We start from the raw sequence: 13764 nt of genomic DNA on the forward strand, positions 1-13764 counted from the left end.
TAGAAGCGAATGTGCCGATGGGCGGCCTATCTTGGTGAAGCGCTCTTCCTCGAAGACATCGTCACGGCGCCCTGCCACTCGCTGATCGCCCAGAGCCATTGCGCCCAGGAAGCCAAGTCGCCGACCAATGGCGACGGTTTTGGGCTCGCCTGGTATGGCGATCGTCCCGAGCCCGGCCTCTATCGCGATATCCTGCCGGCCTGGTCCGATCCCAACCTGAAGAGCCTGTGCCGGCAGATCCGCTCCGGCCTGTTCCTCGCTCATGTGCGCGCCTCGACCGGCGGCGCCACCAGCCGCATGAACTGCCACCCGTTCATCTCGGGCCGCTGGTCGTTCATGCACAACGGCCAGATCGGCGGCTTCGAGAAGATCCGCCGCGCGCTGGAAAATTCGCTTTCCGACGCTGTCTTCGACCAGCGCGAAGGCACCACCGATTCCGAACTCTTTTTCCTGCTGATGATCGACGAGGGTCTGGCCAGTGATCCGCAAGGCGCTGTCGCCCGCGCGACCAGCCGTGTCGTCGACGCCTCCCGCCGCGCCGGTGTTGAGCCGGCTTTGAAACTCACCGCCGCCTTCTCGGACGGGCAAGCGCTCTACGCTGTGCGCCATGCCAGCGACGGCCACGCGCCGACGCTCTACACCGCTGCCAAGGGCGCCGGCCGCTGCATTGTCTCCGAGCCGTTCGACCGAGACGGCGGCGACTGGCAGGCCATCCCGCCGTCGAGTTTCGTCACCATCACGACATCAGGCATGAGCATCCACCCCTTCGCCGCGGCCGTAGAGAAACTGGCGCTGGTAGGTTGAGCAGCACAATTCCGATCAAGCGCCTCTGACCGCCGAATGCTGAACTTGGCTTGAAGCCGCGCCGCAATCCTCCATTTGACAAGAGCACGGCCAGCAAGTCGGAGCATTCGTCATGGATATTGCCTTTTCCTCGACCATTGAACTCGCCGCCGCGATCGCCGGGCGAAAAATCTCCGCCGTGGAAGCGCTGGATGCGCATCTGGCCGAGATCGACAGGCACAACAAAACGGTGAATGCCGTCGTCACGCTCGATCGGGAAGGGGCCCGCGAGCGCGCGAAAAGGGCCGACTCCGCAGTGGTGCGAGGCGACATTCTCGGACCGCTGCATGGCGTACCGTTCACCTTGAAGGACACCCACGACACGACGGGCATGAAGACCACAGTAGGGTTTCCGCCCTTTGCCGGCTATGCGGCCGGACAAGACAGCCCAGTGGTCGCGAGGCTGAAGGCCGCTGGCGGTATTCTGCTCGGCAAGACCAATGTCGCGACAATGCTGGGAGATTGGCAATCGGACAATCTGCTGTTCGGCCGAACCAGCAATCCGTGGGATTTATCGCGTACATCAGGCGGCTCCAGCGGAGGCGCGGCGGCAGCACTCTGCGCCGGCATGACGCCGTTCGAGATCGGCACCGACATGCAGGATTCCATCCGCTTGCCGGCTGCTTTCTGCGGCGTATACGGCCTGAAGCCGACCGAGCATCGCATCTCACTCACCGGCGCCTTTCCCGATCCGGGCGGTGCTGCACGCAGCGTGCGGCTGATGTCCTGCCTCGGGCCGCTGGCGCGCAGCGTCGAGGATCTGGCGCTGATTTACAAAATTATCGCCGGACCCGACGGCCGTGACACTGACCTTGCGCCAGTTCCGGTAGAGGATATGCCGGAGCCTGATCTAAGGGCGCTGCGCATCGCCTTCGCACCGTCCTTCCCGGGTTTTCCGGTGGCTTCCGAGATAAGCGCGACCGTCGAAAATTTGGCCAAGCAACTCGAGTCTGCGAGCGCAAGCGTTGAGGAAGCAAGATTGCCGAAGCTCGATCTGCATGACGACCTGGCTGAGGGCGGTGCGCTGATCGGCATGATGCTGGAGACCGCGCAGCCTGAGCCGCCCGAGCATCCGACCTCGGTCACGCGCTGGTTCGCGACACTTGCCCGCCGTGACCGCTCGATCCTTGCCTGGGACCGGTTCTTAGAAAGCTGCGACGCCCTGTTGTGTCCCGTCGCCATGACCACGGCATTTCCGCATTGCGAGCCGGGGACGCCGATCGAGGTCGACGGCAAGGAGCAGAGCTACTGGATGCTGCCGGCCTATGGCGCGGTGTTCAACTATAGCGGCCACCCGGCGCTTGCGCTGCCGTGCGGGCAGGATCGCGACGGCCTGCCCATCGGCCTGCAACTTGTTGGGAAGCGCTGGTCGGAGTCGCGCCTACTCGGCATCGCCAAGGCGATGGCGCCGCTGACCGGCGGTTTTGTCCGGCCACCTGGCTATTAGAGCGCCGCGCGTCCAACTGGACGCGCAAAGGACGCTCTAACACTTTGAGTTGGCGCATGATCCTTCCGGAAACCGAGGCTTCCGGGGTCATGCGCTAAGTGAAGCGTGACAATCCGTATAGCGCCAACAGTGGATCACGGTCCCCGTCGAGGATCTCCCGGCTAGCGAACAGGCCGACGGCGGGCGCCAGCGTGATACCGGAATGCATGACCGCGACGTATAGGCCGGGCACGCCCTCGGCGCGGCCGATGATCGGAAAGCCGTCGATCGGCGTCGGCCGGTAGCCGACCGTATGGAAATCGAGTTCCAGTCCATCCGCGCCTCGCAACATGGCTTTCATCGCCGCGAACAGGTCGCGCGCGGTGGCTTCGGCATCCATGCCCGGATCGGCGCCGCCGAAATCCGAGCCGGCGATGATGCGGCCCTCCGCCGTCTGGCGCATATGCAGCCGCTCGGCCAGAACCAGGCCGTTGAGCAATTTTTCAAAGGGGCGTGAATGGACGATCAGGCCTGGCGGGGTCTCGATCGGCAATTTTACGCCAGCCGTCGCGGCTATGTCCGGTGATCCGACACCGGCCGCGACCACCACCTCGTCGGCGGCAATCAGCCCGGAAGACGTGTCCACCCCGACGACCCCGCCGTTAGTCTGCGCTAGCGCGGTCACAGCCGCCCCGGCCAGGATGCGGGCGCCGCGTCGTTCGGCATCGGCCAGCAGGGCGCGCGTAACGGCGACAGGTTCGGCAACGCCTTCCCCAGGTACATGAAGGGCGAAATCCGGAAGCTCCCGGAGATTGGGTTCAATGCGCGCCGCGCCCGCCCGGTCGACCCGTTCGATGCCGTAACCCCAGGCGGAATGCTCCGCGGCATAGGTCTCGAGCTCGGCCGCCGGCAGGTCCCAGCACAGGCCGCCGCACCATTCCAGCGGCATACCGGCTACGTCTTGCGCCAGCCGCGTCCATTCGGCCATCGAGCGGGTCCGCAGCCGGAAATAGGGTTGCGGATTGCCCCAGCTTGCATTGATCCAGGCAAAGGAATTCGGCGTGGCGACGCCGCCGGCGTCGCTTTCGGCAATGACCGTCACCCGCGCCCCGGCCTTCGCCAGATGCCAGGCGATCGAGGCGCCGACGATGCCGGCGCCGATGACGATGACTTGCTTGCTCATGCTGGACCTCTGCAGAACCGGGTCTTCTGATGCCATTGCGGCGAGCCTATCTCAAGTGTAGCCAGGGCCTGTTCGGCCAAAACCGTCGACAGGCCACAAAAGCGCTGCTAGAAGCCCGCGCCACAGACAGGATTCCAGACATTGGCTGAAGACATTGAAAACGCGGTATCGCGCCGCCGCACTTTCGCGATCATCGCGCACCCCGACGCCGGCAAGACGACGCTCACCGAAAAGCTGCTGCTGTTCGGTGGCGCCATCCAGCTTGCCGGCGAGGTCAAGGCCAAGAAGGACCGCATCCAGACCCGGTCCGACTGGATGAAGATCGAACGCGAGCGCGGCATTTCGGTCGTCACCTCGGTGATGACCTTCGAATATGAGGACAATGTCTTCAACCTGCTCGACACGCCCGGCCACGAGGATTTCGCCGACGATACCTATCGCACGCTCTCGGCGGTCGACTCGGCCGTCATGGTCATCGACGCCGCCAAGGGCATCGAGCCGCGCACGCTGAAACTGTTCGAGGTCTGCCGGCTGCGCGACATCCCGATCATCACCTTCGTCAACAAGATGGACCGCGAGAGCCGCGACCCGTTCGAGATCCTCGACGAGATCGAACAGAAGCTGGCGCTGGACACGGCCCCGATCACCTGGCCGATCGGCCGCGGCAAGACCTTTGCCGGCACCTACCATCTGGCGCTGAACGCCGTGCGCAGGGGCGACGCCGAAAAGGAGCGTACGCCGGTCAACGGTCCCGATTCCAACCGCGTCGCCGGTCTTTTGCCGGAAAACGAGCGCGAGGCCTTCATCGAGGAACTGGAACTCGCGCGCGAAGCCTGCCGTCCGCTCGATATCGATTCCTTCCGCGAAGGTCACCTGACGCCGGTCTATTTCGGCTCGGCGCTGCGCAATTACGGCGTGCGTGACCTGATCGAGGCGCTCGGCGCGTTCGGGCCGCCGCCGCGCGCGCAGGAGGCCGACACCCGCAAGGTCGAGGCGACCGAGGAGAAGATGACCTCCTTCGTGTTCAAGATCCAGGCCAACATGGACCCCAATCACCGCGACCGCATCGCTTTCGTCCGCGTCTGCTCGGGCAAGCTCGAGCGCGGCATGAAGGCCAAGCTGGTGCGCACGGGCAAGCCGATGAGCCTGTCGGCGCCGCAATTCTTCTTCGCCCGCACGCGCGTCACCGCTGATGAGGCGTTCGCCGGCGACGTCGTCGGCATTCCCAATCACGGCACGCTGCGCATTGGCGATACCTTGACCGAAGGCGAGGAAATCCTGTTCCGCGGCGTGCCCAACTTCGCTCCGGAAATCCTGCGCCGCGTCCGCCTCGGCGATGCGATGAAGGCCAAGAAACTCAAGGAAGCGCTGCATCAGATGGCCGAGGAAGGCGTCGTGCAGCTGTTCTCGCCGGAGGACGGCTCGCCGGCAATCGTCGGCGTCGTCGGCGCGCTGCAGCTCGACGTGCTGAAGGAGCGGCTGAACTTCGAATACACGCTGCCCGTCGATTTCGAGATGTCACGCTTTTCCGTCTGCCGATGGATCTCCGCCGACGACAAGGCCGAGGTGCAGCGCTTCATCGAGGCGCATCGCGGCGACATCGCCCGCGATCTCGACAACGACCCGGTGTTCCTCGCCCAGCACGCCTTCTCGCTCAACTACGAGGCGGAGCGCTGGAAGGCGATCCGCTTTGCAGCGGTCAAGGATTATCAGGTCCGTGACAAGGCGGCGTGAGCGGCCGCTTTCCTCGCCGAAGGCTACGGATGAGGGGTGTTCCAGGGAACGCCAACGTCTCACTTCGCTGGAACACCCCTCATCCGTCTCGGCGCTGCGCGCCGATCCACCTTCTCCCACAGGGGGAGAAGGGAAGATCGCGCAGTTCTCAGCCTTTAGCCGCCGCTTCGATCTTGGCGATGTCGATCTTGCTCATCTGCATCATCGCTGACATCACCCGGCCTGCCTTGGCCCGGTCCGGATCCAGAAGCAGGCGCGGCAGTTGCTCAGGCACGACTTGCCAGGAGATGCCGAATTTGTCCTTCAGCCAGCTGCATTGCGACGGTTCGCCACCGCCTTCGATGAGCCTGTCCCAGAAATAATCGACCTCTTCCTGCGTCTTGCAGTCGATCGACTGCGACATCGCTTCGTTGAACTTGAATTGCGGTCCGCCGTTGAGCGCCTGGAACTGCACGCCGTCGAGTTCAAACGTGGTCACCAGCACTTTGCCTTCATCGGCGTGGCCTTCGGGCCAACGCAGCACGCTCAGCACCTTCGAATTCTTGAAGATGGAGACGTAGAAATTCATCGCCTCTTCGGCCTGGTCGTCGAACCACAGGCAGGTGGTGATCTTTTGCATGTCTTGCTCCTCGGGCTGTTTCAGTTGGCTATCGCAGGGAAACGGCCTGGCTTGACGTTTGGCGTCATTTGCCCTGCCGTTTGTCCAAGGACGTCCGGGCGGCACGCAATCCGACAGTGGGATCAAATTTTCGTGGGAAAATCTGGCGCATTGCAAAATTGTGGCCAGACCAGGCTTCGGCGTCTATAACGCCTGCGGTCCGAATTCAGCGCCGCCGCGCCATCCCTCGGCGTGGCCAGCCAGCTAAGGAAAGTTCATGCCCGCCTACCGTTCCCGCACCACCACTCATGGCCGCAACATGGCCGGCGCCCGCGGCCTGTGGCGCGCCACCGGCATGAAGGACAGTGATTTTGGCAAGCCGATCATCGCCGTGGTCAATTCCTTCACCCAGTTCGTGCCGGGCCACGTCCATCTCAAGGACCTTGGCCAGTTGGTGGCGCGCGAGATCGAAAAGGCCGGCGGCGTCGCCAAGGAATTCAACACCATCGCCGTCGATGACGGCATCGCGATGGGCCATGACGGCATGCTCTATTCGCTGCCGTCGCGCGAGCTGATCGCCGACTCCGTCGAATACATGGTCAACGCGCACTGCGCCGACGCCATGGTCTGCATCTCCAATTGCGACAAGATCACGCCCGGCATGCTGATGGCCTCGCTGCGCCTCAACATCCCGACCGTCTTCGTTTCGGGCGGACCGATGGAAGCCGGCAAGGTGGTGCTCGCCGGCAAGACGCAGGCGCTCGATCTGGTCGACGCCATGGTTGCGGCCGCCGACGACAAGATTTCCGATGAGGACGTCAAGGTCATCGAGCGCTCGGCCTGCCCGACCTGCGGCTCCTGCTCGGGCATGTTCACCGCCAATTCGATGAACTGCCTGACCGAGGCGCTGGGCCTGTCGCTGCCCGGCAATGGTTCGACGCTGGCGACGCACGCCGATCGCAAGCGTCTCTTCGTCGAGGCCGGCCATCTGGTCGTCGATCTCGCCCAGCGCTATTACGAGCAGGACGACGAAACCGCACTGCCGCGCTCCATCGCTTCCAAGGGCGCCTTCGAGAATGCCATGACGCTCGACATCGCCATGGGCGGCTCGACCAACACCGTGCTGCACATATTGGCTGCCGCGCATGAAGGCGAGGTCGATTTCACCATGGAGGACATCGACCGGCTGTCGCGGCGTGTCCCGGTGCTGTGCAAGGTGGCGCCGGCGAAATCCGACGTCCATATGGAGGATGTCCATCGTGCCGGCGGCATCATGGCGATCCTCGGCCAGCTCGACAGCGCCGGACTGATCAATCGCGATCTGCCGACCGTGCATACGGCAAGCCTCGGCGAGGCGCTCGACCATTGGGACATTTCGCGCACGACGAGCCAGAATGTCCGCGACTTCTTCCTCGCGGCACCGGGCGGCGTGCCGACACAGGTCGCCTTCAGCCAGGACCGCCGCTGGGACGAGCTTGATCTCGACCGGGAGAAGGGTGTCATCCGCTCGGCGCAGACGCCTTTCTCGAAAGATGGCGGCCTTGCCGTGCTGAAAGGCAATCTGGCGCTGGACGGCTGCATCGTGAAGACCGCTGGCGTCGATGAGTCGATCCTGAAATTCACCGGCCCGGCGCGTGTGTTCGAAAGCCAGGACGCCAGCGTCAAGGCGATCCTGTCGAACGAGATCAAGGCCGGCGATGTCGTCGTCATCCGCTACGAGGGGCCGCGCGGCGGCCCCGGCATGCAGGAAATGCTCTACCCGACCAGCTATCTGAAGTCGAAGGGCCTGGGCAAGGCCTGCGCGCTGGTCACCGACGGCCGCTTCTCCGGCGGCACGTCGGGCCTGTCCATCGGCCATGCCTCGCCGGAAGCGGCGGAAGGCGGGCTGATCGGGCTGGTGCAGGAGGGCGACACGATCGAGATCGACATCCCCAACCGCACCATCCGCCTTGCGGTCGATGACGCCGAACTGGCTGCCCGCCGCATCGCGATGGAGGCGAAGGGCGCCGCTGCCTGGAAGCCTGAGGAAAAGCGCAAGCGCAAGGTGACGACGGCCCTGCGCGCCTATGCCGCGTTCGCCACCAGCGCCGACAAGGGTGCTGTGAGGCACGTGCCGGAATAGCGCAGTTCTTCCCTTCTCCCCTTGTGGGAGAAGGTGGCCGAGCGAAGCTCGGTCGGATGAGGGGTGTTCCAGGGAACGCTGGCGTCTCATTCCGGCCAGCACCCCTCAACCGTCTTGGCGCTGCGCGCCAATCCACCTTCTCCCACAAGGGGAGAAGGGAGGACGCTACGGCATCAGCTGATATTCATAAAGCTTCTGATAAAGCCCGCCCTGCTTGAGCAAGGTCTTATGCGGGCCGCTTTCCACCACCTTGCCGGCCTCCAGCACCACGATCGTGTCGGCCTGGTGCACGGTCGACAGCCGGTGCGCGATGACGATCGTCGTGCGCCCGACCGTCAGTTGCTGCAGTGCGTCGCGGAACAATGCCTCGGATTCCGCGTCGAGCGCGCTGGTCGCCTCGTCGAGCAGCAGGATCTCGGCATTGCGCAGCATGGCGCGCGCGATCGAAATGCGCTGGCGCTGACCGCCGGAAAGCAGCGCGCCGTTCTCGCCAACATCCGTCTCATAGCCTTTGGCCAAGGCGGTGATGAAGTCATGCGCATTGGCCGCCCTGGCGGCGGCGATCACCTCGTCGTCGGTGGCGTCCTGACGCCCAAGCCGGATATTGTGCATGATCGTGCCCGCAAACAGGAACGTGTCCTGGCTGACATAGGCGATCTTTTCCCTGAGCGAAGCGATGGTTGCGTGGGAGATGTCCTGGCTGTCGAACAGCACCTTGCCGCTCTGCGGATCGTACATGCGCATGATCAGGTTGAGGATGGTCGACTTGCCGCCGCCCGATGGCCCGACCAGCGCCGTCATCTTGCCGGCCGCCAGCGTCAGGTCGAGCCCATCGAACACCGGCGGACTTTCCGGATAGGCAAAGCCGACATTGTCGAACCGGATTTCGCCCGGTCCCGCCCGCAGCGGCTTGGCGTCCGGCTTTTCGGCCAGCGTCAGCGGCCGGTCGGCGAGCTGGAACATCATGCGCACGCCGACGATGCCGGTTTCCAGCGAGATGCGCACGCGGGCCAGGCGTTTGGCCGGTTCATAGGCAAGCAGCAGCGCCGCGATGAAGGCCATGATGTTGCCCGGCATCTGGCCGCCCCCAAGGACCAGAAGGCCGCTGACCAGAATGGCGCCGGAGATCGCCAGTCCGGCAAGTGTTTCCATCACCGGGCTGGTGGCGGCCTCCAGCGTGGCAATGTTGTTGGCGCGGTTTTCGACATCGGACACCGCCTTGTACATGCGCTTGCGCATCGCGCCTTCGAGACCGAAGGATTTGACGACACGCACGCCGATTGCCGTTTCCTGCATCACCTGCACGATCTGGCCGAGCGAGCGGAATTCCTGCGCGGCGATCTTGCGCACGCGCTTCAGGATGCGGTTGACCCCGTAAATGGCTATTGGCCCGACGACGAAGCAGATCAGGGACAGCGCCGGCTGCTGCCAGACCATCACCCCCACCAGGACAAGCAAGGTCAGCAGGTCGCGCACATAGGACGTGACGACGAGGTCAAGCACGCTGCGTGCCGCCTGCGCGTTGTTGGTCATGCGGGTGATCAGGTCGGATGACGAGGTCGAATGGTAGAACTCGATGCCTTGCTCCAGGATACGGTCGTAGATCTTGCGTTGTCGTTCGGCGATGATGCTGTTGCCGACCCGGCTCATGAAATAGGCCTGGACGAAATTGGCGATGCCCTTGGCGACGAAGATCCCGGCAACCGCCGCGGCAATCCAGTTGACGCGCTCTACCCTCTTGTAGATCACGAACTCATTGGTGATTTCGCGCAGGATCCAGGCGCTGGCGCCCGTCATGGCGGCCACCACCAGCATCGACAGGATGGCGGCGCCATATCCGAACTTGTGCTCGTGGAAGGATTCCCTCACCAGCCTTGCGATGAGGCGCTGGTTTTCCGTCGAACGGAAGAAGCGAAACAAATGGCTGATCCCATGCCTGGCTGAGACGGATTTCGGATTCGCCACGGGGGCGAAAGGCGGCTTATAGAGCGAGTTGCGTCCGGATGGAACCTGCCACCCGCTTTGAAACAAACGGCTGCGGCAAGCTGTCTTTTGCGCCACGATGGCACGGTGATTCCTTAGAGAGGATGGCTACAGATGGATTTCGACCTTATCGTGCGAGGCGGCACGCTGCCCGACGGCACGATTGCCGACATCGGCATTATCGGCGAGACGATTGCGGCGATCGAGCCCGAACTGAACGTCACTGCAGGCATGGCGGTCGATGCCCAGGGCAATCTGGTCTCGCCGCCCTTCGTCGATCCGCATTTCCATATGGACGCCACGCTCTCCTACGGCATCCCGCGCATCAATGCCTCGGGCACGTTGCTGGAAGGCATTTCGCTGTGGGGCGAGTTGAAGCCGCTTTTGACCCACGAGGCGGTGCGCGACCGCGCGCTCGCCTATTGCGACTGGGCGGTATCTATGGGCCTGCTCGCCATCCGCACCCATGTCGATGTCTGCGACGACAGGTTGCTGGCGGTCGAAGCCCTGCTCGACGTGAAGAAGACGGTCGCGCCCTATATCGACCTGCAACTGGTCGCCTTTCCGCAGGACGGATTCTACCGCTCGCCGACCGCACGCGACAACACCATCCGCGCGCTTGACCTCGGCGTCGACATCGTTGGCGGCATACCGCATTTCGAGCGCACCATGGCCGACGGCACGCGTTCGGTGACGGAACTGTGCGAAATCGCCGCCAGGCGCGGCCTGATGGTCGACCTGCATTGCGACGAAACCGATGACCCGCTGTCGCGCCATATCGAACAACTGGCCCATGAAACGCAGCGCCTTGGTTTGCAGGGCAGGGTGGCCGGCTCGCACCTCACCTCCATGCATTCGATGGACAATTACTACGTCTCCAAGCTGTTGCCGCTGATCGCCGAGGCCGGTGTCTCGGCAATCCCCAATCCGCTGATCAACATCATGCTGCAGGGCCGCCACGACACCTTTCCCAAGCGTCGCGGCCTGACCCGCGTCAAGGAAATGCTGGCCATGGGCATCCGCGTCGGCTGGGGCCAGGATTGCGTGCTCGACCCCTGGTATTCGCTCGGCACCGCCGACATGCTCGACGTCGCCTTCATGGGCCTGCATGTCGCCCAGATGTCGAGCCCCGCCGACATGGCGCGCTGCTTCGACATGGTCACCAATGTCAACGCCGCCATCATGGGGCTTGATCATCTGGGTCTCGGCGTCGGCAAGCGTGCCAGCCTCGTCGTCCTCGATGCCGGCAATCCGGTCGAGGCCATACGCTTGCGCCCCGAACGTCTGTGCGTCATTGCCAGGGGCAAGGTGGTTGCGGAGCGGACGAAGCAGGAGACACGGCTGTCGATCGCCGGCCGGCCTGCACAGGTGAACCGCCGGCATGGGGCGGCCGGTTGAGCCGGGCCTGGCGGGCCCCAACAGGCCCGGCCTCTCTGCATCAAGGCTCTCCGCTTCGCTTGGCCACAATTAAGTCTACAATAACACTCCACTTTAGGTGCGTCGAGAGGAGGATTACGCGATGTGGCAGAAGACGATGATCGTGGTCGCGCTGGTGGTGCTCTGCGCGGGCTGCATGACGGCGCAGGATCGTCGCGCCGCCGATGAGGCGAAATGCCGGTCCTATGGCTTCACCAGGAAGAATGACGCCTTCGCCGAATGCCTGCAGCGCATCGATCTCGATCGGCGCGCGGAACTGCGAAGCGCCTCGGCCTTCGATCCGTGGGAGAGGCCGGTGATCTACCGCCCGGTCATCATTCGGCCGCGGCCAAAGTAGGCGGAATCGCGATCCGGCCAGCAAAGCGGCCATTCAAGCCGCGATCTGCGTCATAGGCCCAGCCGATTTCCGGCTCTGGTCCGGCCAGGTTTCAAGATTTCCGCTCGTCAAGCCGACTGCTTGCGTCTACGAGGCGATACGTGCGGGAGGAACTGATAACGGCATGGCACAGCCGATAGTCCAGAATCCGACGATCAGGAACGTGCTGCTGGCGGGCATTCTGCTGATGCTGGCCGGCGATTTCCTGTTTGCGTTGAACGATGCGATGGGCAAATGGCTGGTCGCCAGCTTTTCCGTCGGCCAGGTCGTGCTGATCCGTTCCGTCGGCGCCTTTTTCGTGCTCGGCCCGATGATCGCGCATCAAGGTACGGCCAAGCTGTTCCGGATGGAGCGTCTTGAACTGCAGGCTTTGCGCGTCCTCATGACGACGCTCGACACCGCGCTGTTCTACGCCGCCGTCGTCTATCTGCCACTGGCCGACGTCATGAGCTTCTACATGGCCGGGCCGATCTACGTCGCGGCGTTGTCCCACCTTCTGCTCGGTGAAAAGGTCGGCTGGCGCCGCTGGGTGGCGATCCTTGTCGGCTTCTGCGGCGTGCTGATCATGCTGAAACCATCGTCGTCGGCGTTTTCGCTGTCCTCGATCTTCGCGCTGGTCGGGAGTATTTCATTCGCCTTCGCCATCATCCTCAACCGCCGGCTGCGTGGCACCAGCGACACCTCGCTCGTCACCTGGCAGACCATCGGCACGCTGCTGGTCGGCGCGGTGCTGACCGTCGGCAACTGGCAGACGCCGTCCGCGCTCGATTTTGGCGCCATGCTGCTGCTCGGCATCGTCTCCTGCGGCGCGCATCTGATGATCACCAGGGCGCTGAAACTGGCGCCGGCCTCGACGCTGGCGCCGCTGCATTATACGCTGCTCTTGTGGGCGGTGGTCTTCGGGCTGGTTTTCTTCGGCGACGTTCCCGGCCCCCGCATCCTGATCGGCTCGGCCGTCATCGTGCTGGCCGGCTTGTTCATCTTCCACCGCCAGAAGGTGGTCGATACGACGGTGCCGCCCGAAAACGTGCCGAAGGGTGTAAATTAGCCCGCGCGCACGGCCGCCAGATGCCCTGAAAACTCCGGCGTTTCCATCAGCGCCTTGCAGCGCGAAAAACGCCCGTCGGCATAGGCGCGGAAATCGTCGACCGGATTGTTGTTGGCAAGCTGGATCAGCCCCCACAACGTCCACAGGAGATCGCACATCGCCTTGTAGATGACGACACGGCCGCGCTCCACCGGCGTCGGCTCCGCGCCGAAATACGCGCGCATCATCTCCTCATCTTGCGCCGCATCGAACTTTCCTTCGACGCTGAGGTCGCCAAGGTCCCAGAGCGGATCGTTCATCCCCGAATACTCCCAGTCGACGATCCACATTCGCTCGCCCGTATCGAGAAAGTTCTCGCACAGCGGATCGCAATGGCAGGCGACAATCGACAGGGGATTGGCGGCAAGGGCCGAGCGCACGGTTTCGGCCTCGCGCACGACGTCGTGGTAGCCCGCGGGCAGGGCAACATCCTTGGTCGACAGCACCTTCAGATAGTCGTCGATCATCGCAAACAGCTCGAAGCGAAAGGGGAAGACCGCACCCGATGTATGCAGTTTGCGTAAGGCTTCGGCGGCGCGCGCCGGGCTGCCCGGCCGGGACTTGAACTTTTCCGGCGACATCGTCTCGGCGCCGGCGATGAAGCGCGTCACCATCACGCCCGTGGCGCCGTCGACATGCAGCACATCGGGGCTGACGCCGGCCCTGGCGGCTTCCTGCGCCGCCACCGCCTCATTGGCGCGGTTGATATACTCCTCGGTACCCTTGCCGGGGATGCGCAGGCAGGCATCCCCGGCCTTGAAGACGAGATTGGTGAGGCCGCCAAGGCGCTCCAGCGGCCCGTCATAGCCGACCAGCACCGGAATGTCCGCAAGCCTGGCGCGCGCCTCGTCAACCTCCATCGCCTTGCCCCCTATTCACACATCGTTATTTTCTTGCGGCGACGGTTCCACAATTTTCGCCATTTGGCTATCATTCGGATGGCGTATGAGCCACGAGTCGGCGGACGGGACCGGG

At 63.8% G+C, this 13764-nt stretch carries 11 protein-coding genes; 7 read left to right on the forward strand and 4 right to left on the reverse strand.

The genetic code is table 11. The features are described 5' to 3' along the window. The first annotated feature begins 9 nt into the window (after positions 1–9). Positions 10–804: a class II glutamine amidotransferase gene (locus tag C9427_RS11555; RefSeq protein WP_107649312.1), complete on the forward strand. Its 795-nt coding sequence runs from the start codon at positions 10–12 to the stop codon at positions 802–804. A gap of 112 nt (positions 805–916) precedes the next feature. Beyond that, complete coding sequence (locus tag C9427_RS11560; RefSeq protein ID WP_107649313.1) at positions 917–2290, forward strand: amidase; 1374 nt, start codon at positions 917–919, stop codon at positions 2288–2290. 94 nt (positions 2291–2384) lie between these two features. Here the strand turns inward: C9427_RS11560 and C9427_RS11565 are convergent, their stop codons facing one another. Further along, positions 2385–3452 (reverse strand): NAD(P)/FAD-dependent oxidoreductase, encoded by a 1068-nt coding sequence (locus tag C9427_RS11565; RefSeq protein ID WP_107649314.1) that lies wholly within the window; start codon positions 3450–3452, stop codon positions 2385–2387. 141 nt (positions 3453–3593) lie between these two features. Between C9427_RS11565 and C9427_RS11570 the strand changes: the two genes are divergently transcribed. Continuing rightward, positions 3594–5186, forward strand: coding sequence for a peptide chain release factor 3 (locus tag C9427_RS11570; protein WP_107649315.1), 1593 nt, complete (start codon positions 3594–3596; stop codon positions 5184–5186). Positions 5187–5334: 148 nt separating this feature from the next. Here C9427_RS11570 and C9427_RS11575 read toward each other — a convergent pair whose 3' ends face one another. Beyond that, a complete protein-coding gene (locus tag C9427_RS11575; protein WP_107649316.1) occupies positions 5335–5805 on the reverse strand; it encodes a VOC family protein in 471 nt (156 codons plus the stop codon). Positions 5806–6061: 256 nt separating this feature from the next. Here C9427_RS11575 and ilvD point away from each other — a divergent pair, with 256 nt between their 5' ends. After that, positions 6062–7906 carry a dihydroxy-acid dehydratase gene (gene ilvD, locus C9427_RS11580; protein WP_107649317.1) on the forward strand — a complete coding sequence of 615 codons (1845 nt, stop codon included), beginning with the start codon at positions 6062–6064 and terminating at the stop codon, positions 7904–7906. A gap of 165 nt (positions 7907–8071) precedes the next feature. Here ilvD and C9427_RS11585 read toward each other — a convergent pair whose 3' ends face one another. After that, positions 8072–9826 carry an ABC transporter ATP-binding protein gene (locus tag C9427_RS11585; RefSeq protein ID WP_107649463.1) on the reverse strand — a complete coding sequence of 585 codons (1755 nt, stop codon included), beginning with the start codon at positions 9824–9826 and terminating at the stop codon, positions 8072–8074. 177 nt (positions 9827–10003) lie between these two features. Between C9427_RS11585 and C9427_RS11590 the strand changes: the two genes are divergently transcribed. From C9427_RS11590 to C9427_RS11600, 3 genes are all read left to right on the forward strand, one after another. Continuing rightward, the gene (locus tag C9427_RS11590; protein WP_107649318.1) at positions 10004–11287 is read left to right on the forward strand and encodes an amidohydrolase family protein; all 1284 of its coding nucleotides are present in this window, start codon (positions 10004–10006) and stop codon (positions 11285–11287) included. A 121-nt stretch (positions 11288–11408) separates the two neighbouring features. After that, complete coding sequence (locus tag C9427_RS11595; RefSeq protein ID WP_107649319.1) at positions 11409–11663, forward strand: hypothetical protein; 255 nt, start codon at positions 11409–11411, stop codon at positions 11661–11663. A 163-nt stretch (positions 11664–11826) separates the two neighbouring features. Then, the gene (locus C9427_RS11600) at positions 11827–12750 is read left to right on the forward strand and encodes a DMT family transporter (RefSeq protein WP_107649320.1); all 924 of its coding nucleotides are present in this window, start codon (positions 11827–11829) and stop codon (positions 12748–12750) included. Here the strand turns inward: C9427_RS11600 and C9427_RS11605 are convergent. Next, positions 12747–13649 carry a phosphotransferase family protein gene (locus C9427_RS11605; RefSeq protein ID WP_107649321.1) on the reverse strand — a complete coding sequence of 301 codons (903 nt, stop codon included), beginning with the start codon at positions 13647–13649 and terminating at the stop codon, positions 12747–12749. The two genes, C9427_RS11600 and C9427_RS11605, sit on opposite strands and share 4 nt — an antisense overlap. Between the last annotated feature and the right edge of the window lie 115 nt (positions 13650–13764).

It is taken from the genome of Mesorhizobium helmanticense (assembly GCF_003034915.1).
GTDB classification, from domain to species: domain Bacteria; phylum Pseudomonadota; class Alphaproteobacteria; order Rhizobiales; family Rhizobiaceae; genus Mesorhizobium; species Mesorhizobium helmanticense.